Origin of the sequence: Streptomyces endophytica (assembly GCF_026153355.1) — a bacterium.
GTDB classification, from domain to species: Bacteria; Actinomycetota; Actinomycetes; order Streptomycetales; family Streptomycetaceae; genus Streptomyces; species Streptomyces endophytica.
Window position 1 is genome coordinate 1909137 of record NZ_CP110636.1, and the last position, 24787, is coordinate 1933923.

The window sequence follows — 24787 nt, forward strand, 5'->3', positions numbered from 1 at the left end:
TCCGCGGGCCGCGCTCCTGCCGCTTCAGGCTCTTCCATCACCCACGATGCTAGGGCGCCGGACACCGCCGTGGGGGCCTCGTATCCCCGGCTCGACCCTGACTCGTCCCCTACGGGTTCGGGGCCCCGACCCTTAGCTCTCAGGAGGAGAGAAGACCACCATCACCCGCAGATCCTCGCTGATGTGATGGAACTTGTGGGGTACCCCGGCCGGCACATAGACGACGCTGCCACGCGCCACCTGCTCCGTTTCCGCCCCGACGGTGATCAATCCCCGGCCGCTGACGACGAGGTACACCTCGTCCTGCGCGTGCGGCTGCTGCGGATCGATGCTGCCGGCGTCCAGCGCGTACAGCCCGACCGACATGTTGCGTTCCCGGATGAACTGCAGATACGCGCCGTCGTTCGCGACCCGCTCTGCTTCCAGTTCCTCCAGCCTGAAAGCCTTCATGCCGTTCGCACCCCTCTGATGATTCACACTCGTCTGCGACGATCTCACCATGAAGCATTTTCTGGTCAAGACGATCGCCAACGCCGCGGCGCTTGCCGTGGCCATCTGGCTACTCAAGGACATCACGCTGACCGGCGAGAACACCGGCCGCAAGATACTCACCCTGATCCTCGTGGCGCTGATCTTCGGGTTGGTCAACTTCATCGTGAAGCCCGTCGTGAAGCTGCTGTCCCTCCCCTTGTTCATCCTCACCCTCGGCCTGATCACGCTGGTCGTGAACGCGCTGATGCTGCTTTTGACCTCCTGGCTCGCGGGCAAGGCCGACCTCGCCTTCCATGTGAACGGCTTCTGGACGGCTGTGCTCGGTGGCGTGATCGTCTCGGTCGTCTCCTGGGCGATGCACGTGATCCTTCCCGACGAGGACTGACCGTTGACCGTTCCGTACCGCGTCTGCTTCGTCTGCACCGCAACATCTGCCGGTCGCCGATGGCGGAGTCCGTCTTCCGCGCCCGGGTCGCGGAAGACGGACTCGGCGGCCTGGTGGAGGTGGACAGCGCGGGCACCGGCGGCTGGCACGAGGGCGACGGTGCCGATCCGCGCACGGTCGCCGTCCTGCGTGCCGCCGGCTACCCGACCGCCCACACCGCCCGGCAGTTCCGCTCCTCCTGGTTCGCCCGCCTCGACCTCGTGATCGCCCTCGACTCCGGCCATCTGCGCGAACTCCGCAGGCTGGCCCCCACACCGCAGGACGCCGCCAAGGTGCGCCTGCTGCGTTCGTTCGCGGTGCGGGCCGCCGCCGACCTCGACGTCCCGGACCCGTACTACGGCGGCTTCGAAGGCTTCGAGGAGTGCCTGGAGATGATCGAGGCGGCGAGCGACGGCCTGCTGGCCGAGGTCCGCACCGCGCTCACCCAACGGACGCTGCTCCCGGCGCGCACACCGGAGCCCGACGACCGACGCCCCGCGCAGGGCCCGTACCACCCGCAGGAGAAGGAGAGCGCATGACGGGCGACGGCACCCGCGCCGTACGAGCCGGGCTCCCGGAGCCGGAGGCCTTCGAACCGGCGCTGCCCGGACCGGTGTTCGCGGCCCACTACCACCTCCCCGGCGACGCCTCCGGCCCGTACACCTACGGCCGCGACACCAACCCGACGTGGACCCATCTGGAACGCGCCATCGGGGAGCTGGAGTCCCCGGACGGCACCGCGCACACCGTCGCGTTCGCCTCCGGGATGGCGGCGATCAGCGCCGTCCTCTTCTCCCAGCTGCGTTCCGGCGATGCCGTCGTGCTGCCCAGCGACGGCTATCAGCTGCTGCCCGCCGTCCGGGCCCGGCTGGAGAGCTACGGCATCGAGGTCCGTACGGCCCCGACCGCACACGACGCCCAACTCGACGTGCTGGACGGCGCCCGGCTGCTGTGGATCGAGACACCCTCCAACCCCGGCCTCGATGTGTGTGATGTCCGCCGGCTCGCCGACGAGGCTCACCGGCGCGGCGCCCTGGTCGCGGTCGACAACACCCTCGCCACGCCGCTCGGCCAGCGCCCGCTGGACCTCGGGGCGGACTTCTCGGTCGCCAGCGGCACCAAGGCACTGACCGGGCACGGCGACGTCCTGCTCGGCTATGTCAGCACCCGCGACGCCGCGCTGGCCGATGCCGTACGGCAGTGGCGCAAGACCGTGGGCGCGATCCCCGGCCCATGGAGAGCTGGCTGGCGCACCGCTCGCTGGCCACCCTCGCGCTACGCGTCCGCCAGCAGTCGGCCGGCGCCCTGGCGCTCGCCACCGCACTGGCCGACCGTCCCGAGGTCACCGGCCTGCGCCACCCCGGCTTGCCGGCCGACCCGGCCCACCCGCTCGCCGCGCGCCAGATGCGCCCCGGGCATTTCGGCTCCGTGGTGTCCTTCACCCTCCCGGACAGGGCCCACGCGGAACGCTTCCTGGCCGCCCTCACCCTGGTCGACGACGCCACGAGCTTCGGCGGTGTGCGCTCCACCGCCGAACGCCGGGCCCGCTGGGGCGGCGACGCCGTTCCCGAGGGCTTCATCCGCTTCTCGGTCGGCATCGAGGACCCGGACGATCTGATCGCGGACGTCCTCCGCGCCTTGGACACCGCCCACGCGGGCGATGCGAGCAGTGCAGGTAGTGCGGGCGGTGCGGGCAACGCGGGATGATCTGCCACTAGCGGCGGAATCGGCTCACGCGAACTGGCCTGACGCTGGCACTGGCGCTGGCGCTGGCGCTGGCGGCGAGAGTCGGAACGGCCAGCTTCCGAACAGCCAGTCCCCGAACGGGCGGTCCCCCAACGGCCAGTCCCGGGGCATCACATGAGAGGGCCGGCAGGGTATCCCCCCTCGTCACCCTGCCGGCCGCGGTTGCGTGGTGCGCGCCGCCACGTGTTTCACGTGAAACCGAATGTTTCACGTGAAACCAACCGCTCGAACAAGGCTAGTTGACTGAGCGTCAGTGTCCAATCACGCTAGAGACACAGCCCTATCCGCAATTTTATGGCTGGCCCGCGACCAGGCTTCCGAGGGACGCAGGAGGTACGGGATGGATCTGGCTCTGCTGCGCACCTTCGTCACGGTGCACCGAGCCGGTTCCTTCACCCGCGCTGCGGCGTTACTCGGGCTCTCCCAGCCCGCCGTGACCAGCCAGATTCGCTCGCTGGAACGCCAGTTGGGGCGTCCGCTGTTCCTCCGCTGCGCCCGTGGCGTCACACCGACCACCTTCGGCGACGAGCTCGCCCACAAAGTGGCACCGCACCTCGACGCGCTCACCGAGATCACCGAGGCCGGCCTCGACCGGGAATCCGTCACCCGCACCCTGCACCTCGCCGGGCCACCGGAATTCATGGCCCGACGCGCGCTTCCCGCACTGGCTCCGCTCATCCCCCAGGGCCTCTCCCTACGCACCGCCTTCGGCTCCGCGGACGAGCTGTTGACCGGGCTGGCGGCCGGCCACCACGACCTGACCGTCACCACCACCCGGCCACGCGGCGGGCTGCTGACCGCTACCGCGCTGTGCGACGAGGAGCACGTACTGATCGCCGCGCCGTCCTGGTCGGCGCAGTTCGGCGGCCCGGACGCGCTGCAGGCGGGCGGCGTCCGCGTACTGGATTCCGTACCGCTCGTCGAGGTCCACGAGAGCCTGCCGATGATCGCCCGCTACTGGGCCGAGGTCTTCGACGCCAAGCCCGCGGCGTCCGCCGCCGTCATCACCGCCGATCTCCGCGCGGTGCTGGCGTGTGTGACGGCCGGGGCGGGGCTGGCCGTGCTGCCGCGCTACCTGTGCGCCGAGGCACTCGCGTGCGGCGAGGTCGTGGCGCTGCTCGATCCTCCGGTGCCCCCGCTGCGCACCTACTTCCTCGCCGTGCGGACCGGAACGCTGGGCCTGCCGCATATCGCCCGGGCTCACGAGTGGCTGCTGCGGTCCGCGGTCGACTGGTGACGAGCTGCGGGCATCGGTCGGCCGGCGGCGAGCCGCCGGGGGCCGGTGGACCGATGACGAGCTGCGGTGGCCCATGGACCGGTGAGGAGCCGCGGTGCCCCGGTGACTGGTGGTGGAGGGGCGGGGGTTTCACCAGGGCGTGGTTGCGGCATCTGTCGACTATGACCGTACGGCCAGTCGTCAAACGCACCGCCCGCGCGATTCTGCTCGACGGCGAGGACCTGATTCTGATCAAACGCACCAAGCCGGGACGGGCCCCGTACTGGATCACCCTGGTGGCGGCGTTGAGCCGGAGGACGCCACGGTTGTCGACGCGCTCCACCGCGAGCTGGACGAAGAGCTGGGCGCCAAGATCAAGGACGTGGTTCCGGTCTTCGTCGACACCGTCGAGCACTTCAGTGACGGCGGGGTGGACGGCGTGAAGGTCCAGCACTTCTTCGTCTGCCGGCTCGACTCCATGGATCCCACTCGCCGGCACGGCCCCGAGGTCGACGAGCCGTGCGGCGACTACGAGATCGTGCGGGTGCCGTTCACCCGCGTCGGCATCGCCTCCGTCGAGGTCGTTCCGCTGTCGTTGCGGCACTATCTGGACGGCAACATCGAGGGCGTACGGGCGATGCACGCGCCGGATCTGGGGTGAGCCGGGAGGCTGGCCTGCGCTGAGCCCGGCCCGGGGTGAGCCCAGGGTGCAGGACCCGCGGCCGGGTTGGCACCTCAGCTGTCGCGTCGGCCGAACCAGCCGCGGAACTCCGGCTCGTCCTCCGCCGGCCGACGCGGCTGGGCACGCGCCAGCACCCGCTCAACCCGGTCGAGGAACTCCGCGTTCAGCTCCCCCACGAAGTCGTCCCGGCCCGGGGCGGCGGCCGCCCGGGCACTGGACGATGAGCCGGTCTCGGCGATCCGGGAGGGACGGCCGGGTGTCGCGGTGCCGTCCAGTGCTGAACCGTTTCCGTTTCCGCTCGCGGCCCCGATTCCGTTTCCGGGCACGATTCCGTTTTCGTTTCCGGTCCCGTGCGCCACCGGTGCCTCGCCGGGGCGTCCTCGTGCAAGCCGCCCCGGAGGTGTTCGTTCTTGCGCTCCGGGCGGCGGAAGGGCGCTCGGTCGTCCGCCTCGGCCGCCGCGTCGAAGAAGTCACCGCCCTTCCGCTTGAAGTCGTCGGTGCCCCAGGCCCGCGCCCCGCGCTGCTGCGGCGGGACCTTCTGCAGATGCGGAATGTGCTTGGCGCAGTGGATGTACGCCTCCTCGACCTCGACCACGACCCACAACTGGGCGCGCCGGCCGGGGACCGGATCGACCGGCAGAGCGGGATGGCCGGCCCGCATCTCCTCGTCCATCACCACCCGGGCCCGCCCGTTGACGTGCAGGCCGATGCGGTCCCGGGTGAAGTCGACCATCAGGATGCCGAGGCGGGGGTTCTCCGAGATATTGCCGATGGATGCCATGACGCCATTGCCCCGGTATTCCGGGTACGCCAGCGTGCGCGCGTCGAGCACCTGCACAAATCCGGGTGGACCGGCACGGAACGTTGCATCGCATTCGCCGTGCCGGTCGGCCGTGGACAGGAAGAACATCTCCTGCCGACCGACGAACTCCCGCATACGGGCATTGAGGTGGTCCAGCACCTGGTCGCGGTAGAAGCGGTCGGCGCGCTCGGTCGTACCGAGTCTCTGCTGCACCAGGTGCTCGCCGTCGCTCCCGGGGCGCTCTCCTTGCGGCATACCCCGCATACCCCGCGCCTCCCCTGTCGGCCCGTATTCGCCGTGCTCTGCCAAGACCTCAATCCCCTACCGAGACCAGCTCTTCCACCGAGTCGTGCCGTATACGGTCGGACGGAATGCCGACCCCCACCAAAGCGTCCACACCGCTGCGGATCAAGCCCGGCGGCCCGGAAAGATATGCGTCGTATTCCCGGAACGGACCGTATTGCCGCACTGCATCGGGGAGTTGACCGGTCTCGCTGCTGGTTCCGCCGCGGACCGCGGGTCCGGTGGCGACGACCGGGCGGACCGAGAGCCACTGGTGGGTCTGCTCCAGTCGCAGCATGGTGTCGAGGTCGTAGAGGTCGTGGTCGCTGCGAGCGCCGTAGAACACCTCGACCGGGCGCCGGATGCCGTGGTCGGCGACGTCCTCGATCAGGGCCTTGATGGGCGCGATGCCGGTGCCGCCGCCGACGCACAGCAGGCCGTTGCGGGTGGTGTGGTCGACGGTCATCGAACCGGCCGGTGCGCCGAGCCGGAGGACGTCGCCGGGCGGGCGCGGTGCACCATCGCGTTGGAGACCCAGCCGGCCGGTACCGCCTTCACGTGGAAGGAGAGCAGACCGTCGGAACGCGGCGCCGAGGCGAAGGAGTAGTGCCGCCAGACCCGCGGCCACCAGGGCGTTTCTATGCTGGTGTACTGCCCGGCGAGGAACGGGTACGGCTGGTCCGGACGGACCGTGACCACCGCGATCTCCGGCGTGCGCAGCTCGTGCGAGACGACCTCGGCCTGCCACCAGGCGGGCGCCACGGCCTCGTTCTCGGCGGCCGCGTCGATCATGATCTGGGAGATCGCGGTGTACGCGCGCACCCACGCGGCCTCGGTTTCCGGGCCCAACTGGTGGTGGCGTAACGGGCGAGCGCGATGAGCAGGCACTCGCCGACCGCGGGTAGTGGTCGGGCTGGGTGCCGTATTTGCGGTGGCCGCGGCCGAGGTTGGCGAGGTAGCCGGTGAGCACCTCGGTGTCGTCGACGTGCGTGGCCGCGGTGAGCAGCGCCTTGAACAGCCGGTCGCGCTGGGTGTCCATCGAGGCCGGGAAGAGGGCCCGCAGATCCGGGTGCTGGACGAAGAGCAGCGCGTAGAAGTACGAGGTGACCTTGTCGGCCACGGGCTCGATCTCGGCCATGGTGCGACGGATGAGGATCGCGTCGGGCGAAGCGGACGCCTCGGACACGGTGGCTTCGAGCGCGGCGAGGGAGGGCTGGGGGCGGGGGGAACGGGGGAGCGGGGGGAGCAGCGGCGGTACCGGGGGTGGGGTGTGCGTGAGGGGGCTGTTGGGGTGGGGATGTTGCTGAGGGGGCTGTTGGCGGTGGGATGTTGCCGGTGGGGGTGCTGGGGCCGGTGGTGCCGGGGCCAGCCGCGCCGCGGTGGGGATCACCGGGGCCGGGGGTGGCGCTGTGGGTGGGCGCCGCTGTCGTGTGGCGCGCCGCTTGATGGACGGGCTCGGGCTCATGGCCACGGGCGGCGCCACGCTCCCATACGGACGGACGGGGCGGCGACGGCTCCATGGGCGGGCGGCGCGCGGCCTCCGCAGCCGGCTGGCCGGTGATCTCTGCGGCGGGCTGACCGGTGGGCTCCGGGGCCGGCCGACGGACGGGCTCCGGGGCCGGATGACGGGTGGATTCCGGAGCCGGATGACGAACTGGCTCGCCATAGGGGCGGGAGGGGCCCCGGTATGCCGGGGCGGGGTCGCCGTACGGGCGGCGGGGCCCCCGTACGCGGGGTCGGGTTCGCCGTACGCGGGGTCGGGTTCGCCGAACGGGTTGGGGGGCTCGCGGTGCGGCTGGGAGCCTGCGGCGGCTCCGTCCCACGGTCGGCGGCGGTACCTACCGGCCGGATCGGGTTGACCGGCCGACTGGTATCCGCTCCGGTCGTTCGGAGGGTGCGGAACGTTCGAGGCATGCGGGGAGCTCGGGACGTTCGGCGCATTACGGCCGTCCGGTACGCCGTGGTAGTTCGCGTTCGCCTTGTTCGCCGCGGTAGTGGCGTTGGTCCCGCTGGTCGGGTTGGTTGCGATAGGCGTGTTCGCTGCGCTCGCCTTGTTCGCCGTGATGGGCACGTTCGTCCCGGTCGCTGGGCTCACCCGGCCGTTGGCCTCGCCCCAGCCTTCAGGCTCGGCCCGGCCGCTTCCGTAGGGAGCGTTCCCGTCCAGGCCGTCCCGGTCCCGGCCGTCCCGGCGCTGACTGTCCTGAGTGCCCGGATCCTGGTGGTCCCGGGCATCCTGTCGCTCCGGCTGTTCCCCGGAGGACTTCTTCGCCGGCGGAGTGAACCAACCCCAATCGCCGCTGCTGCCGCCAGAAGAGCCGCTATCGGCCGATGTGGTGGTCGGAGCGTCCATGGTCTGCCTCGCCTCGAACGTCTTTCGGTCGTCTTCGCACTTCCGTAGACCGGAACTGCCCGGAATTCCCCCGCCCTGACCGGAATTCTTAATCGACTCAAGCGATTCCGGCAACACCCGCTAAAGCGGACAAATCTCACTCCCCTGCGACAATGTGGAGCAGATGCCGCGTCAACAGCATGCCACCCAGCCCACCACAACGGACAAACAGCCGGAAGTCCGGGTGTCACGGGCCACTTCACCGCTACGCTGACAAGCTTTGCCCGCGTCCTTGCATGCCCGCGGAAGCCCTCACCCCGCCAAGCCGGACTCGACCATACCGGCAGTAGTTGAAACCACAAGCCCTGATCTTGGAACACTCCGCACGCCCCTCCGATATCCGCGATCCTCAGCACAGAGCGCATTTTTCGCGCACACACGGGTGAATCAGCCGCGGAAAGCACGGAATTACCCGCCGGTACGGACCAATGCGTATGCCTCCCGCAGATCACGCCCCGTGTAGGCAAATGAAGCCAGGTCACTGACGTGGTGATCGGCATTCACCGCCACGGACCGGGGCACCGCCGCGAACAGTGCGGTGTCCGACATGGAGTCGCCGTACGCCACGCAGTCGTCACGGGTCAACCCGTACTGCACGCAGAGTTCGTCTGCGATCCGCACCTTCGCCGCCGACGAGAGGATGCCGGCCGGATTCACCGGCCGCCTGATCGGCACGGCGGGCCAGCGTGAACCGTGCGCCGTGTCGGCCCCCCAGTCCAGCAGCCGCTCGACGAAGAAGCCGGGCGAGAGGGAAATCACCGCGCACCGTTCGCCGCGGGTACGGATATCGGCCCAGACCTCCCGAATTCCGGCGAGCCAGGGTGCGCCCTCGAAGGCGGCGGCCACTTGAAGTTCGGTCAGCTCGGCGGCCCAGAGGTCGCAGGCCAACTGCGCGAACTGCACCGGCGTCAGCTCCGCCGTGGCGAACCGGCGCTCCAACTCGGCGATCTCCCGGTCGAGACCGAGCTGCCGCGATATCTCCACGGCGGCCGCGGACCCGTACAGCAAGGTCCCGTCCATATCGAACAGATGCAGCGTCCCCATGCCGGGGAGCGTAACCACTGCACGATCACGGGGGCAGGGGGCAGGGGGCAGGGGGCAGCTGCGGGTCCGGGCGGGGCGAGGGTCGGGGCGAAGTGGGGGCGGGCGAGGTGAGGGAGGGCCGAGGTAGAGGGGGAGGGTGGAGGGGTCCGGGGCCGGGGCCGGAGCCGGGTCTGGGGCCAGAGCCGGGCAAGGGAGACGTCAGGTCGGACAGCGAGGCGACTCGGGCATTGAGAGGCAGTGGGATGGCGACGGCCGCGAACCGCCACCGCCGCAACCGCACCCGCACCCGCACCCGCGGGCCGGATGCGGGCCTATGTGGGCCGTACTCAGGGACGCGTATACGCGGATACTCCCGGCGGCAGATGTACGACACGGGCCCGGCCACGACCGTGGACCGTATGCAGCAGCTCAGCCGGCCCGCCCGCCGGGCCCTCCTCGTCCTCCATGTCGCCGCATCCGTCAGCTGGCTCGGTGTCACGCTCGGGCTGCTGGCGCTCAGCATCACGGGCTGGACCACCAGCTCCCCCGAGATGGCAGCCGTCGCCTACCGTGCGATGAAGGTCTTCGGTGACTGGCTGGTCCTCCCCCTCGCCTTCAGTGCGCTGGTCACCGGTCTGGTGCTGTCGCTGGGCACCCCCTGGGGACTGGCCCGGCACCGCTGGGTCTACGTCAAGTTCTGGCTGACGCTCGTCACGGTGCTGCTGTCGGTCTTCTCACTCCGTCCGGGCATCGATCGTCTCGCCGCCGAAGCCACCACCGGCATCCCGGCCCCCGACATCGGCCTCGTCATCGCACCCGCGGTCGCCTCGGCCACCTACTTCTTCCTCACCGCGATCTCCGTCCTCAAGCCCTGGGGACCGACCCGCCTCGGCCGCCGACTTCGCGAGGACCGGGCGGCCGGGGCCCGCGCCCGCCGGGTGCCGGGGAACGGCCGGGCGGGCAGGGGCGTCAGCTGACGGGCGGGCACGGGCGTCAGCAGACGGGCGGCCGGTCGGCCGTTTCATCCCCCGCTCAGTCCAGTCCCGCTCCGGCTCACTCCAGCTCACCCCAGCTCACTCCAGGCCCGCCTCCGCTATCGCGCTGAGGACGATCTGGTGGTCCTGGTCGGGGGCGCCGCCGCCGAAGCCGATCGCGCCGATCAGCCGCCCGTCACGGTGGAGTGGCACCCCGCCCGCGAGGAAGAGCAGCGGCCGGTCCAGCGCGGTGGGCAGCGTGTGGAAGAGGCCGTCGGGCCGTACCAGCTCGACCAGGTCGGCGGTCGGCGCATCCAGCTGGAGGGCGGTGAAGGCCTTGCGGGTGCTGGTCTCCCCGGAGATCAGCACGGCCGCATCGTCCCTACGGAAGCCGAGCAGATGCCCGCCCGCGTCCAGAACGCTGACGCTGCCCCGCACCTCGGTGCCCTCGGCCGCCCGCACGGCGGCCTCGATGAGGCTCTCCGCATCGCGGGTGGTGAGCGGACGCACGACGGGCGCGCCGCTGTCGGCGGGGGAGGCGGCATTGGGGCCGGTGGTGGAAGAGGAGGCGGTGGAGGAGGGCGAGGCCGTGGAGGAAGGTGAGGTGCTCATGAGGGGTTCCTTGTGGGGTTTCTTGCGGGATTCCTTGCGACGTTCCTTGCAAGGTTTCTTGTGGGGCTTCTTGCGGGGCTTCTTGCGGGGCTGCACTGCCCGTGCGGAGCAGTCGGTCGGTCGGTGTACCTCAGCCGTACGGGGCCGCCGCGGGTATCAGAGGTGCGCCGCTGCCATGGGCTCGTCGGCGACCGTGGTGGAGCCGCCCGCGGCCACCACCTGGCCACGGCCCGTCTGACGCCGCTCCAGGGCGGAGGCGAATATCGCCACACCGAGCGCGGCGGCGGTCATCAGCGCACCGACCCAGTTGGGTGCGGTGTAGCCGAGGCCGGCCGAGATGACCAGCCCGCCGAGCCAAGCGGCCAGCGCATTGCCGAAGTTGAAGGCCGCGATGTTGCCGGCCGAGGCGAGCGTGGGCGCGGCGGCCGCCTGGTCCATGACCCGCTTCTGCAGCGGCGGCACGGTCGCGAAGCCGAAGATGCCGATCAGTGCGATGGTGATCGTCGCGGCGATCTTGTTGTGCGCGGTGAAGTTGAACGCGGCCAGCGAGAGCGCCAGGCCGGTCATCGACACGTACAGCATCGGCATCATGGCGCGGTCGGTGAAACGGCCGGAGACCAGGTTTCCCCCGACCATGCCGAGGCCGAAGATCGCCGTCAGCCAGATGACGGAGGACGGGGCGAAGCCGGTGACCTCGGTCATCATCGAGGCGAGGTAGGTGACCGCGGCGAAGACACCGCCGAAGCCGAGGACCGTCATCAGCATCGCCAGACCGACCTGCGGGTTGCGGAAGACCGCGAGCTCGCTACCGAGGCGCGAGGCGGCCTTCGCCTGCTGCGCCGGGATCAGCTTGATGATGCCCAGCAGGCCGATCACGCCGAGCGCGGTGATGGCGTAGAAGGTGGTCCGCCAGCCGAACTGCTGGCTGAGCATCGTGCCGGCCGGCACGCCCACGACGTTGGCGACGGTCAGGCCGCTGAACATGAGCGAGATGGCGGCGGCGCGCTTCTGGGGGGCGACGAGGTCGGCGGCAACGATGGCGCCGATGCCGAAGAACGCGCCGTGCGTGAACGCGGAGACGATCCGGCCGGCGAGCATGATCCAGAAGCTGGGTGCGAGCGCCGTGAGCAGGTTGCCCACGATGAACAGGCCCATCAGCACCATCAGCATCTGCTTGCGCGTGAAGCGCGTGCCGAGCGCCGTCATCAGCGGGGCGCCGATGACCACGCCGAGGGCGTAGAGGGTGGTCGCGTATCCGGCGAGGGGGATGGAGACATCGAAGCCGGCCGCCATGTCGGGCAGCAGGCCCATGACCGCGAACTCGGTCGTTCCGATCCCGAAAGCACCGATGGCAAGAGCCAGGAGTGCGAGAGGCATGACGGATCCCTTCGAATGATTGCGTCCGTCCCTTACGAGCGTCCACAATAATTGCAGACGCGGGTTAATTGCAAGCGCTGGATATTTCGATGGTGTCCTATCCTGGGTCGTGCGCCCCATGAGGAGGTCTTCGATGACGCAGCAGACGCGCGAGAAGCAGAAAGCTCGGCCGCAGACGGAGGCCGCGAGAGCAGGCGCCCCGCAGGTGGAGGCCACGGGATCGGAGGTCCCGGTGACCGCGGTGGCCCCGGAGACCGGGCCCGGCTGCCCGCCGGCGGCCACCCCCGCCCTGGCTCAGGGCTGGTGCGCGCTCTCGGCTCTGCACAGCCGCATCGAGTCGCACATCGAGCGCGCTCTGCAGGCGCAGCACGACCTCAGCGTCCGCGAGTTCTCGGTTCTCAACGTGCTCAGCGAGCAGCACGACGGGCCGGGCGGTCATCTGCGGATGAACCAGGTCGCGGACTCGGTCGTACTCAGCCAGAGCGCCACCACCCGCCTCGTGACCCGCCTGGAGGACCGCGGTCTGCTGTCCCGCTACCTGTGCCCCGACGACCGACGTGGCATTTATACGAATGTCACGGCTGACGGGCTGGCCCTCCTGGTGGAGGCCCGGCCGACGCATGACGGGGCCCTCTGCGAGGCCCTGCAGGAGGCCGCACAGCGGCCCGAGCTGGCGCCGCTGGTCACGGCGGTTCAGACCCTCGCCCCGTCACAGGACTGACCAGCGGCCAGGTCGGCGCGGCGGAGATGCCGAGGCATAGGGTCGCGCCCATGAGCGACATCGAGATACGCCGCGCCACCGAGGCCGACCTGCCCGCCATCGTCGCGATGCTTGCCGACGACCCGTTGGGCGCCACCCGGGAATCGCCGGACGACCTGGCTCCGTACGTCGCCGCCTACACGGCACTGGCCGCCGACCCGAACCAGCACCTGATCGTCGCGGCGCGCGAAGGACGGACGATCGGAACGCTCCAGCTCACGGTCATCCCCGGGCTGTCCCGGCGCGGCGCCACCCGGTCGATCGTCGAGGGCGTACGCGTCCACCGCGAGGGACGCGGCAGCGGCCTCGGCACCCAGCTCATCGAGTGGGCCATCGCCGAATCACGCGCGCTGGGCTGCGGGATGGTGCAACTGACCTCTGACGCCACCCGCGTCGATGCCCACCGCTTCTACGAGCGCCTCGGCTTCGAGGCCTCCCACCTGGGATTCAAGCTGATGCTCTGAACGGGGGACGGGGTCACATCCGCCGGGTGCGGCCCCTTGCCCGGTGTGCCCGCTGCCGGCAGGCCCCGCCGCAGTAGCGCGCGGGTCGGCCGGTGCGCGCGGGTTCGATCACCGTCCCGCACTCCACACAGCACGTTTCGTTACGCTTTCCGGGCGAACCAGGCAGTTTCGTTACGGTGTCATGGGTGCGCAGCGCATCACACATCAGCGCCGTCATCCGGCCCGGCGCCCCGCCGTCCGTGTCCGATCCGGACCGGGCCTGCTCCATGGAGAGACAGCCCACCAGCAGCGCCTTGAGGTCGGCGATCCCGACGTCCAGCCGTACCTTGCCGGCGAGTTGGGCTCTGGTGAGCAAGGATTCCAGCGCCTCGTCGAAGTCCCGCCCGGCCTCCGGTGACGGCGCGAAGCGTCCCGTGCCGGCCGCCTCCAGCGCGTCACACAGCGCCTTGTTCCGTGACGCGAGGCGCACCACCGAGGACAGGTAGCGGAAGAAGACCTCGCCGGGGTCGTCGACATCCACCAAGTCCCTTGCGGTGTCCGTGAAGAGCTCGATCCGCTCGACTACGGCTGCCCTGAACAGGGCTTCCTTGGAAGGGAAATGGCGGTAGACGGTGCCCGCGCCGACCCCTGCCCGGCGGGCGATCTCGCCGAGCGGCACCCCCAACCCCTGTTCCTCGAAGGCCGATCGGGCCGCCTGGAGCACGAGCGCCCTGTTGCGCCGTGCATCAGAGCGCGCGGGCGCATGACCGCGCCGGGCACCACCCTCCGCCATCGCCGGACCTCCCGCAGACCATGCCCCATCGGTTCGCGCGCCCCCGCACTACCAAGCGGGTCGCTCGTTCCGATTCTATGAGAGCGTTTGGACATGATCGTTAAGGGACTCACGGCGAGCTGCCGGGGAGGGGGCGCGGTCGAGCACACAAGCCGGGCTGTCGAGCACACAAGCCGGGGCTGTCGAGCACACGAGCCGGGCCGGAGCATGAGTCAGAGCCACCGGACGTTGCCGGGGGAACCTTCAGCGCGTCGGGGATCTTCAGCATTCAGCCTGCCGCCAGCGCATCTGACGCGCCACCGGAGTACACCCGGTCGGGTCGGTCTCCCCGTCCGCACACAGAAGGGCGCAGACCCCAACTGCCCTCCTGCGAAGGGAACTTGGCAAACAAAAATGGGCCCTTGAGGAGCACTTCGGCGACCTCGGGGCCCGAGCGAGTGAGCTGGTTTCACGTGAAACGGCGGTGCATGGCGCATCCGCCTGGGGTCGTGTTTCACGTGAAACACGACCCCAGGCGGCACCCCTCAGCCGGTGAACACCCCGTCCCATGCCTCGCCCGCCGCAACGGCCGCGCCCTCGGCATCCACCGAGACGCCCAGCGCACGGAGCCCGCCGGCCAGCGCCACCAGCGAGGCCCTGACCACGGCAAGGTCGGCGGCACGGCCGTAGTGGTTCACCCGGATCATCTCCTTGGCCAGCGTTCCCGCCGCGGCCTGCACGGGTACCGCTCCGTCCACCGCGAGTGCGGCGGCCACGATCTCCCGTGCGTCGACTCCCACAGGCGCGCGCAGGGTTGTCGCCGCCGGCGCCGCGTCCTCGTCACGCACGACGTACGGAGTCAGCTCCCCCAGGGCCCCTACGCCGGCCCGGGTCGCCGCTGCGGCCGCCCGGTGCCGAGTGATGACCGCGTCCAGCCCTTCCGCCTCGATACGGTCCGCCGCCTGCTCCAGCGCGAGCATCTCCAGCTGGGCCGGCGCGTGCGGCAGGGCCGTACGACCGCCGTCGAGCCAGCGTTCCTTCCAGTCCAGCAGCGACAGGTACGAACGCCTCGGGGCCTGCTCATTGGCGGCGATCCGCTCCCACGCCCGGGCGCTGACCGAGGCCACGGATACTCCGGCGGGCCCGGCCAGCGCCTTCTGCCCGCCGATGACGCACAGGTCCACGCCCCACTCATCGGTCAACAGCGGCTCGGCACCGACCGAAGCGACCGCGTCCAGCATCAGCAGCGCGCCGTGCTCCCGCACCACGGCACCGATCTCGGCGACGGGGTTGGTGTTGCCGGTGGCCGCCTCGGCGTGCACCAGGCTCACGAAGTCGATCTCGGGGCGCTCACGCAGCGCCTCGGCCACCTGACGCGGGTCGACCGCCCCGGTGAAGGGTGCGGAGAGGGTGACCACCTCGGCGCCGCAGGAACGCAGCCAACCGCCGAAGGTCTCCCCGTAGGGACCGGTGATGATGTTGAGGGCGGTGCTGCCAGGCCGTACGGCGGACCGGATGCAGGCCTCCAGCGGCAGCAGCGCCTCGCCCTGCATCGTCACGACGTCGCAGCGGGTGCGCATCAGCGCGGCGACCTTGTCCTCGATGCGCGCGAAGTGGGCCGCGGTGAGCGGCGGCTGGTCGAGCAGGTCGGGGGCGGCGGTGTTCGCGGTCGGATCAGACACGGCAGACATGGGGCCTTCCAGCGGTAGCGAGCCGCCTCGGCGCGGCTCCTGACATCAGATTCGACTGTACGTCCGGAGTCCGCGCCGCCGCTTTACGGGCGTCAGACCCGCCAGCCCTCCGGGTCCACTCCGCCGGGCACCGGTTCCGACGGCTCGTAGGGGCCGCGGGTGAAGACGAAGGTGCCCAGGTCGAGATGGCTGACCGCGCCCTGCTCGTTCCGCACCACCCGCAGCGTCTCGCCCGCGTAGTAGCCGTCCAGGCCGGTCCAGGTGCCGTCGTCCTCGGCACGGAACCGCGAGCCCCGTCCCGTCCCGGACAGCGGGGCGAGTTCCAGCTCGCGGTCGGCTCGCAGCCGCAACGCATGTGGGTTCGCGCCCCAGTACCAGGGCCCTGTCAGCGCCAGCAGCTCCGGATCCAGCGGTCCGGACAGCGGGCGCCAGGGCTCGGGGATCCGTGGTTCGTGTGCGGTCACGATTCCGGCGAGCTCGGCCGCGATGGTGGGGACCGCAGGACCCGAGGTGCAGTTCGCCAGCACGATCGCCGCCACGTCCTCCTCCGGGTCGGTCCACAGTGTCGCCAGGAACCCGGGCATCGAGCCGGTGTGCCCGGCCAGCCGACGCCCTCCCCGGCGTACGAGCTGGAGCCCCAGCCCGTACCCGGCGTCCCAGCCGTTCTCCTCCGGCGGCACCGCGGGCGTGCGCATCTCGGCCACGGTCGACGCGCTCAGCACCCGGGCGTCACCGCGCAGCAGGAAGGCCGCCCAGCGGCACAGGTCGTCCGGTGTCGACCACAACTGCCCTGCCGGAGCCATCAGTCCGGTGTCGTGGGCGGGTTCGGGCAGCAGCGCATCGGCCCACGGATGCACCGCCCAGCCGTTCGCGTGGGGCGCCTGGGGATCGAGCGTCGTACGGACCATGCCCAGGGCTGGAGGACCTCGCCCCGCAGTACCTCGTACCAGGGCATGCCGCCCCGAAGCCGTTCGACGACGGCGCCGAGCAGGGCGTATCCCGGGTTGGAGTAGTGGTGGCGACGCCCCGCCGCGAGCCGCTGCGGGCGGTCATCGAACAGATCGGCCGGCTCGGGGCGAAGCTCACCCGCGGTCCGCTCCCACCACGGGCCACGTGGCTCGGCCGTCAATCCCGAGGAGTGGGACAGGAGTTGGGCGAACGTCGCCTCAGGGATCGGGGTGCCCTTGAGGTGCTTGCCCACGGGATCGTCCAGACGCAGCAGCCCTTCGTCGCGGAGCCGCATCACGAGGACGGCGATCAGCGTTTTGGTGAGCGAGCCGATCCGGTATTGGACATCGCCGTGCGGCGCCGCCCCCTCGACCGAGCCCCGGCTCCCCATCCAGACCGGTCGTCCCTCGCGCACCACCGCACCCACCATCGAAGGCGCCCGCCCCTCGGTCTGCCCGACGGCCAGTCGGCGCAGCAACGCCCGCCGCGTCTGGGGCAACAGCTCCGTGAACGCCGCAGAGGTCTCGGCCCACACCGGCTCCCCGCCCACCGGCCGGGGACCGTCCGCTACGGGCTCAGGCGACTCCGCGGACTGGGTGATGGTCATGGTGCGCTCCTCAACGGCAGGTCCAACTCGGCCGGCCCCTATCCTCACCTCTCACCGCAGCGCCGTCGCCCCGACAACCGCACCCAGTTCGGTCTGCTCGTCCGCCGGCAGCCAACGCGCCGCATGCACCATGTGCAGCGCGGACCGGAGCCGTACGCGGTCCGCTTCCGTTCCGAGGTGGCCGAGGTACGCCGGGAGCGTCAGCCCCAGCGCCTTGAGGTCGGCCCGCGCACACCAACGCGCCAACAGTTCCTGGATGCGTCCGTCGAGCTCGGCATCGAGGGGCTGGAGCGCCGCGGCACTGGGCAGCGTGGGGACGTCGGACACTTCGGCGGGCACCGCGTCGGCCGTCGCCCGCAGCCCTTCCGCGATCGCGAAACGGTTCCAGTCGCCGTACTGGCCGTGGTGGTCGTAGTGGTCACATTGGCCGTGTCGATCGTGCCGGCCTCCGGCCGCGTCACACACCGACTCCGCTGCCCGCAGGAAGTAGTGGTGAGCGAGCGCGCGGCGGCCGAGCCGGCGATAGGCGTGGGCCATGTTCAGATACAGCGAGGGATAGAACTCCCGCACGCGCTCATCCGCGACGCGATCGGCGCGGTCAAGACACTCCTGGTTCCACCGCAGCGTCTCCTCCGCCGACTTCTGGTGCCGCGCGAGGTAGTGCGCGGCGATGCATGCCTCATAGTCGTCGGCGGCGATGTCCCAGGCCTGCTGGAAGAGTTCGCGCGCGGCTTCCGCCCGCCCCTCCGCCTCGGCCTGCATCCCTTCCCCGCACAACCGCACCACGGGCAGCTCCGGATCCATCGGTCGGCACCCCTCCTCCGTCATCGCCGGCCCCCGGCACCGCGTACAGGCATCACCAGCGTCGTGAAACTTCCCTGGTCGGCGGAGCGGACCACGACCGGCCGGTCCGCCGAGACGATCTCCATCAGCACATCCGGCCCCACTCCGGCTTCCAACGCAGGCACAAGGACCGCTGGGTCGAAGGCGATACGCAGTGCTCTTCCCGTGAGGACGGCCTTCAGCCGGACGGGCTGCCTGTCCCCGCCCGCCACCTCCAGCATCGGCACGGCCTCTGGGTCGGCTTCCGCGGTTTCACGTGAAACATCGACCAATCCGTCGCGTGTTTCACGTGAAACGGCCCGCTGCCTCCCCTCGGCCTCGCACTTGGCCCTGGAAGGGACCGACAACGACACCACCCCCGACCGCCCCGCTACCGCGTCCCTCAGCCCCACCCGGTCCACAATCAGTCGCTGCCGCTCCGCTGCCAGGTCCTCCAGCACCATCCGGTAATCCGGAAACCTCGCCGCGCCCTTCGCCAGGTGCCCTTCAGCGGACCCACCACCCGCGGTGCCAACGGGCTCCGGCACCTCGCGCCAGTCCCCTACGTTCGCTCCGTTCGCTCCGCTCCGCAGTCGTACGCCCGCCGTCTCCCCATCACATTCCACGTCCACCGACACCTGCCGTACGGCCCATTCCGCCAGGCTCCGGGCAGCGTCCGCACCGATGAGGACCTGCCGCGGCCCGCCCGCGAACTCCTCCGGCCGCAGCACGCGTACCGCCAGCCGATAACGGTCGGTCGCGATCAACCTCACCTCACCGTCGGCGAGTTCGAGCGCCACACAGCCCAGTACGGGCATTTCCTGAGCGGTCGCGCCCCTCGCGGCCGCCGGTGCCACCTGCCGTACGGCGCTGGCGAGCTCGGCACCGCCCACCCGCGCCCGCGCCCAGCCGTTGCCGTCCGTTGCCTCACCAGGCACCCCGCCGGGCGCCTCGCGCAGAAACCCCGCCACCACCGCATGCGCCTCATCGGCCGTCCGCCGCATCCGTTCCAGATGGTCACGGAGGACCTCCCGAGCCGCCTCCTGCGGACCGTCCAGGACCACCGCGACATCGACCAGCGGCAGCCCCGCCTCCCGCAGACGGCGCAGCCGCACCGCCCGCGCCGCCTGTTCCGCGGCATAACGCCGATAGCCCGTCGCGCCGTCCACCTGGTCCGGCCGCAGCACCCCGCAGTCGTCGTAGAACCGCAGGGCGCTCGGCGCCAGGCCCACCTGCCGCGCGAACGCGCCGATGCTCAACAGCTCGCCGGTGTCGTCCATGCACGCGATTCTGGAGCTTCGACCAACCTGAAGGTCAACGCCCGGCCTCGGTCCCACGGATCTCCGGACCCTGCCGGGGCCGCCTCATGCCGGCACCCCAGCGGTCGCCAGCCGGGCGAGGGCAACCGCCTCATCGCTGCCCGCCTCGGCGCTGAACACATGCACCACGAGGCCCGTCTCACCCGGTGCGGTCGGCACGTGCAGCGTCTCGTAGTCCAGGGTGAGCAGGCCGGCCACCGGGTGCCGCAGTCGCTTGCGTCCGGAGCCGCACATCACTACCTCACCGCTGTCCCAGATCCGTCGGAACTCGGCGCTGTGCGTGGACAGTTCGGTGATGAGCGCGGCCAGTTCCCCGTCCTCGGGGTAACGGCCTGCGGCGACCCGCAACTGGCCCACGGCCTCCGCTGCCCTGTCCGGCCACTCGGGATGGAGCTCCTGGGACGCGGGGTCGCGGAAGAGGAATCGGGCGTTGTTCCGGTCGCGCCGTTCCGGGTCGGCCAGGCCACCGATCAGCTCGGACCCCAGGTCATTCCACGCCACCACGTCGAGGCGATGGTTCGTCGCGAAAGCCGGGAGGCCGCCCATGGCGTCCAGCATCCGCTGCAGCACGGGGCTGACCCGGGCCACGGGCGCGGGGCCCCGCCGGGCATCGGCCAGCGTGGCGAGGTGCCTGCGCTCCGCCCCGTCGAGGCCGAGCGCGTCGGCGAGGGCGTCCAGCACCTCGGGGGACGGCTGGGTGTTGCGGCCCTGTTCGAGGCGCACGTAATAGTCCACGCTGATCCCCGCGAGCTGGGCCAACTCCTCACGGCGCAGCCCCCGCACCCGGCGCCGACGGCCGCCGGCGAGCCCGACGTCCTCCGGCGCCACCCGCCCCCGGCGGGCCCGCAGAAAACTGCCGAGCGCCCGCCGGGTGTCCCCGACCCCGTCGATGCGGTCGTCGACGCGGTCGCCTACGCGGTCGTCGATGCGGTCGAGCCCGCCGCCGTCACCGGCCCGGTTCCCGATCCCGGCCCCGTTCGCGGTCATGACCCCGTTCCCGGCCGCGGGCTCGGTCCGATGGCCTGTCCCGTGGCCCGTCCCGTTGCCCCCGCCGCCTGTCTGCTCGATGTGGTCCGCACCGTCCATGCGGTCAAGTATGGGTGGCCCTCGCGTTACCAGGATTGCCGTTCCGGCGGTTGAAGCGGGTTCTGGTTAGCCGGCCGCGCACGGGAGAACGTGGCCGCATGACCGAAGCCACGCCGCAGCAACCGCAGAAGATCCTCGTCGTCAGCGCCCATCCGGAACCCCGTTCGCTCAACGCCGTTCTGACCGCCTTCGCGGTCGAGCACCTGCGTGCGGCCGGGCATGAGGTGCAGGTGTCCGACCTCTACGCCATGAAGTGGAAGGCGACGGTGGACGCCGACGACTTCCCCGACCATGCCGCGGACCGGCGGCTGCGGGTGATGGCAGCCTCGGAACGGGCCACCTTGGCGGGGCGGCTGGCGCCCGAGATCGCGGCGGAGCAGGAGAAGGTGCGCTGGGCGGACGCGGTGATCCTGCAGTTCCCGCTGTGGTGGTTCTCGGTGCCCGCGATCCTCAAGGGCTGGATGGACCGGGTGTTCACCAGCGGGTTCGGGTACGGCCCGGCAGTTCCGCCGCCCTACAGCGAGAGTGCCCTGGCGGGGCGCCGGGCGCTGGTGTCCGTGACGGCCGGCGCCCGGGAGTCCGCGTTCTCCGACCGGGGCATCCACGGGCGGCTCGCGGACGTCCTGCACCCGGTCCAGCACGGCCTGTTCTGGTTCACCGGCATGACACCGCTCGAACCGTTCGCGGTGTACGGCGCGAACGACCTGCCGGAGGAACAACTCGCGGCGGCGAAGCGGGAGTTCGGGCGGCATCTCGATGGACTCTTCACCGACGCACCGGTTCCGTTCCGGTCGCTCGACGGCGGTGACTACGGGCGCGACATGCGACTGCTGCCGGGCGTCGAGGCACCGGGCACCAGCGGACTCGACCTCCACCTCCACACGGACGCGGACGCCCGCCCGGACACCGGCATCCGCCCGGACGTTCCCGCCCGCCCTCGCGGCTGACGCAGGCGTCGATCGCCGGGCCGAGGCGCGTCGTCAGGTCTGCGCCATGTCCACGAAGCGCGAGTAGTGGCCCTGGAAGGCCACCGTGATCGTGGCCGTGGGGCCGTTACGGTGCTTGGCCACGATCAGGTCGGCCTCGCCGGCGCGCGGGGACTCCTTTTCGTAGGCGTCCTCGCGGTGCAGCAGGATGACCATGTCGGCGTCCTGCTCGATCGAGCCGGATTCGCGGAGGTCCGACACCATCGGCTTCTTGTCCGTGCGCTGCTCGGGGCCACGGTTCAGCTGGGAGAGCGCGATCACCGGGAGCTCCAGCTCCTTGGCCAGCAGCTTGAGGTTACGGGACATGTCCGAAACCTCCTGCTGGCGGCTCTCGGCGCGCTTGGAGCCACCGGACTGCATCAGCTGGAGGTAGTCGATGACCACCAGCTTGAGATCGTTGCGCTGCTTGAGTCGGCGGCACTTGGCGCGGATCTCCATCATCGACAGGTTGGGCGAGTCGTCGATGTAGAGCGGCGCCGCGGAGACGTCCGGCATCCGGCGGGCCAGCCGCGTCCAGTCGTCGTCCGTCATGCTGCCGGAACGCATGTGGTGCAGCGCCACCCGGGCCTCGGCGGAGAGCAGGCGCATCGCGATCTCGTTGCGCCCCATCTCCAGCGAGAAGATCACGCTGGGGAGATTGCTCTTGATGGAGGCGGCGCGGGCGAAGTCCAGCGCGAGGGTGGACTTACCCATGGCGGGACGCGCGGCGATCACGATCATCTGGCCCGGGTGCAGGCCGTTGGTGAGGGAGTCCAGGTCGGTGAAGCCGGTCGGCACGCCGGTCATCTGGCCCTGGCGGGAGCCGATCGCCTCGATCTCGTCGAGGGCGCCTTCCATGATGTCGCCGAGCGGGAGGTAGTCCTCGCTGGTGCGCTGCTCGGTGACGGCGTAGATCTCCGCCTGGGCGCTGTTGACGATCTCGTCGACGTCGCCGTCCGCCGCGTATCCCATCTGGGTGATGCGGGTGCCGGCCTCGACCAGCCGGCGCAGCACGGCGCGCTCGTGGACGATCTCGGCGTAGTACTCGGCGTTCGCGGCCGTCGGGACGGACTGGACGAGGGTGTGCAGGTAGGAGGCGCCGCCGACCCGGGCGATCTCGCCGCGCTTGGTGAGCTCGGCGGCGATGGTGATGGGGTCGGCCGGCTCGCCCTTGGCGTAGAGGTCGAGGATCGCCTGGAAGACCAGCTCATGGGCGGGGCGGTAGAAGTCCTCGCCCTTGAGGACCTCGACGACGTCCGCGATGGCGTCCTTGGACAGCAGCATGCCGCCGAGCACGGACTGTTCGGCGTCCAGGTCCTGCGGGGGGACCCGCTCGAAACCGCCGGACCAGGATCCGCCGTCGTCGTCGCGGTCCGGCCGGTCCCCGCGGCCGCGGCCCTTGCCGTCGGGCCGCCGGGACCGGGCGGCCGGCAGCAGGTCGCTGGGGCCGGAGCCCGCCCAGGGGTCTTCCATGGGCTCGGGAATGCTCACCCCGGCACCTCCTCCCGTCCGCGGCGCGGACCTTGCTGTGCGCTTCCTTCTTACGGCACAGCTCTGACAATCGAGACGCCCGACTCCGGTTACGGCGCGTCGAGTTCGGACGTGGTCTCAGACCGGAAACGGGCGGCGGGCGCCGGACCACGGTAGGCCCATGGGCGCCGTCCGCCAATCTGGTTATCCACAGGCCGTGTGGATGACTGACCCTCAGCTGTGGAGAACTCCCCGGATCCTGTGCACGGGGCGGGGGAAACTTCTGTGGACAAGCACACAATCACCCTGTGCACACGGCCCTGACCTGCGGTTTTCTCATCCATAGGCTGTGGGGGAGAAAAACTTCCACCGCCTGTTCAAGATCGCGACAAACGGCACGGAGAAGACGGCACCGGAGCGCGCAAAGTAAGGAGCGCAAAGGGTTTGCATCTCTTACCTGTGGAAGATTAGATTGAGTGCATGACACAGGCTCCCGCGACCCCGCGGCGCATCGCCCGCCGCCACGACCGCGAGATCATCGCCCTAGCCGTGCCCGCCTTCGGCTCCCTGGTCGCGGAACCCCTCTTCGTCATGGTCGACAGCGCCGTCATCGGCCACCTCGGCACCTCCCAGCTGGCCGGCCTCGGCGTCGCCGCCGGGCTGCTCACCACCGCCGTCTCCGTCTTCATCTTCCTCGCCTACGCCACCACCGCCGCGGTCGCCCGCCGGGTCGGCGCGGGCGACCTGCCCGCCGCCATCCGCCAGGGCATGGACGGCATCTGGCTCGCCCTGCTGCTCGGCGCCGCGGTCATCGCCGCCGTGCTGCCCACCGCCCCCTGGCTGGTGGAGGCCTTCGGCGCCTCCGGCACCGCCGCGCCGTACGCCACGACGTACCTGCGCATCAGCGCGCTCGGCATCCCCGCGATGCTCATGGTGCTGGCCGCCACCGGCCTGCTCCGAGGCCTCCAGGACACCCGGACCCCGCTCTACGTCGCCATCGGCGGCTTCTCCGCCAACGCCGCCCTGAACGTCGGCCTGGTCTACGGCGCCGGCCTCGGCATCGCCGGCTCCGCCTGGGGCACCGTCATCGCCCAGTGCGCCATGGCCGCCGTCTACCTCACCGTCGTCGTCCGCGGCGCGCGCCGGCACGGCGCCTCGCTGCGCCCCGACGCGGCGGGCATCCGCGCCTCCGCCCAGGCCGGCGTGCCGCTGCTGGTCCGTACGCTCTCGCTGCGCGCGGTGCTGATGATCGCCACCGCCATCGCCGCCCGGCTGGGCGACGCCGAGGTCGCCGCCCATCAGATCGTGATCACGTTGTGGAACCTGCTGGCCTTCGCGCTGGACGCGATAGCCATCGCCGGGCAGGCCATCATAGGCCGCTACCTCGGCGCCGGGGACCGGGCCGGCGCCCGGGCCGCCTGCCGCCGCATGGTGCAGTGGGGCATCGCCTCCGGCCTGGTCCTCGGGCTCCTGGTCGTCGTCTCCCGCCCCCTGTTCATCCCGCTGTTCACCTCCGACCCCGCCGTACGGGACCCGTTGCTGACCACGCTCCTGGTGGTCGCCGTGACCCAGCCGGTCTCCGGTGTCGTCTTCATCCTCGACGGCGTGCTGATGGGCGCGGGGGACGGTCCGTATCTCGCCTGGGCGATGGTGGTGACGCTGGCCGTGTTCGCTCCGGCCGCGCTCGCCGTGCCCGCTTTCGGCGGCGGTCTGGTCGCCCTGTGGTGGACGATGGCCCTGATGATGACCGTCCGCATGCTCACGCTCTTGCTGCGCACTCGGTCCGGCCGGTGGATTGTGACCGGAGCCTCTCGCTGAAGCATCTCCCGTAACACTCCGCGCTTGTCGATAATGACGGGGTGCGCTCGCTTGCCAGAAGGTCCTT

19 protein-coding genes and 5 pseudogenes are annotated in these 24787 nt (G+C 70.8%); 10 read left to right on the top strand and 14 right to left on the bottom strand.

The window, feature by feature from the left end:
• Positions 1-132 precede the first annotated feature (132 nt).
• The gene (locus OJ254_RS08645) at positions 133-450 is read right to left on the bottom strand and encodes a cupin domain-containing protein (RefSeq protein ID WP_265361867.1); all 318 of its coding nucleotides are present in this window, start codon (positions 448-450) and stop codon (positions 133-135) included.
• A gap of 49 nt (positions 451-499) precedes the next feature.
• On the opposite strand from OJ254_RS08645, the gene OJ254_RS08650 reads away from it, so the two are divergent.
• The 5 genes and pseudogenes from OJ254_RS08650 (at position 500) to OJ254_RS08670 (ending at position 4539) form a co-directional block, all read left to right on the top strand.
• Positions 500-877 carry a phage holin family protein gene (locus tag OJ254_RS08650; protein WP_261956660.1) on the top strand — a complete coding sequence of 126 codons (378 nt, stop codon included), beginning with the start codon at positions 500-502 and terminating at the stop codon, positions 875-877.
• 3 nt (positions 878-880) lie between these two features.
• Positions 881-1455: pseudogene (locus tag OJ254_RS08655) on the top strand (low molecular weight protein-tyrosine-phosphatase).
• Between the two features lie 158 nt (positions 1456-1613).
• A pseudogene (locus OJ254_RS08660) lies at positions 1614-2623 on the top strand (cystathionine gamma-lyase).
• Positions 2624-3002: 379 nt separating this feature from the next.
• Positions 3003-3899, top strand: coding sequence for a LysR family transcriptional regulator (locus OJ254_RS08665; RefSeq protein ID WP_265361868.1), 897 nt, complete (start codon positions 3003-3005; stop codon positions 3897-3899).
• Between the two features lie 161 nt (positions 3900-4060).
• Positions 4061-4539: pseudogene (locus OJ254_RS08670) on the top strand (NUDIX domain-containing protein).
• 74 nt (positions 4540-4613) lie between these two features.
• Here OJ254_RS08670 and OJ254_RS08675 read toward each other — a convergent pair.
• The 4 genes and pseudogenes from OJ254_RS08675 to OJ254_RS08690 all read right to left on the bottom strand — a co-directional run bounded on the left by OJ254_RS08675 (position 4614) and on the right by OJ254_RS08690 (position 9077).
• Entirely contained in the window at positions 4614-4736 is a 123-nt protein-coding gene (locus OJ254_RS08675; RefSeq protein WP_265361869.1) for a hypothetical protein, read from the bottom strand.
• The gene (locus OJ254_RS08680) at positions 4724-5575 is read right to left on the bottom strand and encodes a pyridoxamine 5'-phosphate oxidase family protein (protein ID WP_265361870.1); all 852 of its coding nucleotides are present in this window, start codon (positions 5573-5575) and stop codon (positions 4724-4726) included. Before OJ254_RS08680 ends, OJ254_RS08675 begins: the two co-directional genes overlap by 13 nt.
• 100 nt (positions 5576-5675) lie before the next feature.
• Positions 5676-7109 (bottom strand): annotated as a pseudogene (locus tag OJ254_RS08685) (globin domain-containing protein).
• A gap of 1332 nt (positions 7110-8441) precedes the next feature.
• A complete protein-coding gene (locus OJ254_RS08690) occupies positions 8442-9077 on the bottom strand; it encodes an HAD family hydrolase (protein ID WP_265361871.1) in 636 nt (211 codons plus the stop codon).
• A gap of 398 nt (positions 9078-9475) precedes the next feature.
• Here OJ254_RS08690 and OJ254_RS08695 point away from each other — a divergent pair, with 398 nt between their 5' ends.
• Positions 9476-10033 (top strand): DUF2269 family protein, encoded by a 558-nt coding sequence (locus OJ254_RS08695; RefSeq protein WP_265361872.1) that lies wholly within the window; start codon positions 9476-9478, stop codon positions 10031-10033.
• A 96-nt stretch (positions 10034-10129) separates the two neighbouring features.
• Here OJ254_RS08695 and OJ254_RS08700 read toward each other — a convergent pair whose 3' ends face one another.
• Both OJ254_RS08700 and OJ254_RS08705 read right to left on the bottom strand, forming a co-directional pair.
• Positions 10130-10642, bottom strand: a complete 513-nt coding sequence (locus OJ254_RS08700; RefSeq protein ID WP_265361873.1) for a GlcG/HbpS family heme-binding protein — start codon at positions 10640-10642, stop codon at positions 10130-10132.
• Between the two features lie 156 nt (positions 10643-10798).
• Positions 10799-12019 carry an MFS transporter gene (locus tag OJ254_RS08705; RefSeq protein WP_265361874.1) on the bottom strand — a complete coding sequence of 407 codons (1221 nt, stop codon included), beginning with the start codon at positions 12017-12019 and terminating at the stop codon, positions 10799-10801.
• A gap of 241 nt (positions 12020-12260) precedes the next feature.
• Here OJ254_RS08705 and OJ254_RS08710 point away from each other — a divergent pair, with 241 nt between their 5' ends.
• Positions 12261-12740 carry a MarR family winged helix-turn-helix transcriptional regulator gene (locus OJ254_RS08710; RefSeq protein ID WP_265365103.1) on the top strand — a complete coding sequence of 160 codons (480 nt, stop codon included), beginning with the start codon at positions 12261-12263 and terminating at the stop codon, positions 12738-12740.
• A 50-nt stretch (positions 12741-12790) separates the two neighbouring features.
• A complete protein-coding gene (locus OJ254_RS08715; protein WP_265361875.1) occupies positions 12791-13243 on the top strand; it encodes a GNAT family N-acetyltransferase in 453 nt (150 codons plus the stop codon).
• 13 nt (positions 13244-13256) lie between these two features.
• Here the strand turns inward: OJ254_RS08715 and OJ254_RS08720 are convergent, their stop codons facing one another.
• The 6 genes and pseudogenes from OJ254_RS08720 to OJ254_RS08745 all read right to left on the bottom strand — a co-directional run bounded on the left by OJ254_RS08720 (position 13257) and on the right by OJ254_RS08745 (position 20368).
• A complete protein-coding gene (locus OJ254_RS08720; RefSeq protein WP_265361876.1) occupies positions 13257-13946 on the bottom strand; it encodes a TetR/AcrR family transcriptional regulator in 690 nt (229 codons plus the stop codon).
• 593 nt (positions 13947-14539) lie between these two features.
• Positions 14540-15685 carry a pyridoxal-phosphate-dependent aminotransferase family protein gene (locus tag OJ254_RS08725; protein WP_265361877.1) on the bottom strand — a complete coding sequence of 382 codons (1146 nt, stop codon included), beginning with the start codon at positions 15683-15685 and terminating at the stop codon, positions 14540-14542.
• Between the two features lie 92 nt (positions 15686-15777).
• Positions 15778-17063 (bottom strand): annotated as a pseudogene (locus OJ254_RS08730) (serine hydrolase domain-containing protein).
• A gap of 228 nt (positions 17064-17291) precedes the next feature.
• Positions 17292-18044, bottom strand: coding sequence for a hypothetical protein (locus OJ254_RS08735; RefSeq protein WP_265361878.1), 753 nt, complete (start codon positions 18042-18044; stop codon positions 17292-17294).
• A 20-nt stretch (positions 18045-18064) separates the two neighbouring features.
• The gene (locus tag OJ254_RS08740) at positions 18065-19342 is read right to left on the bottom strand and encodes a MerR family transcriptional regulator (protein ID WP_265361879.1); all 1278 of its coding nucleotides are present in this window, start codon (positions 19340-19342) and stop codon (positions 18065-18067) included.
• Between the two features lie 84 nt (positions 19343-19426).
• A complete protein-coding gene (locus tag OJ254_RS08745) occupies positions 19427-20368 on the bottom strand; it encodes a helix-turn-helix transcriptional regulator (RefSeq protein ID WP_265361880.1) in 942 nt (313 codons plus the stop codon).
• A 197-nt stretch (positions 20369-20565) separates the two neighbouring features.
• Between OJ254_RS08745 and OJ254_RS08750 the strand changes: the two genes are divergently transcribed.
• On the top strand, positions 20566-21414 hold the full coding sequence (locus tag OJ254_RS08750; protein ID WP_265361881.1) for an NAD(P)H-dependent oxidoreductase: 849 nt from the start codon (positions 20566-20568) through the stop codon (positions 21412-21414).
• Between the two features lie 33 nt (positions 21415-21447).
• Here the strand turns inward: OJ254_RS08750 and dnaB are convergent, their stop codons facing one another.
• Positions 21448-22923 carry a replicative DNA helicase gene (gene dnaB / locus OJ254_RS08755; RefSeq protein ID WP_261956676.1) on the bottom strand — a complete coding sequence of 492 codons (1476 nt, stop codon included), beginning with the start codon at positions 22921-22923 and terminating at the stop codon, positions 21448-21450.
• Positions 22924-23382: 459 nt separating this feature from the next.
• Between dnaB and OJ254_RS08760 the strand changes: the two genes are divergently transcribed.
• Positions 23383-24720, top strand: coding sequence for an MATE family efflux transporter (locus OJ254_RS08760; protein WP_265361883.1), 1338 nt, complete (start codon positions 23383-23385; stop codon positions 24718-24720).
• Positions 24721-24787: the final 67 nt, after the last annotated feature.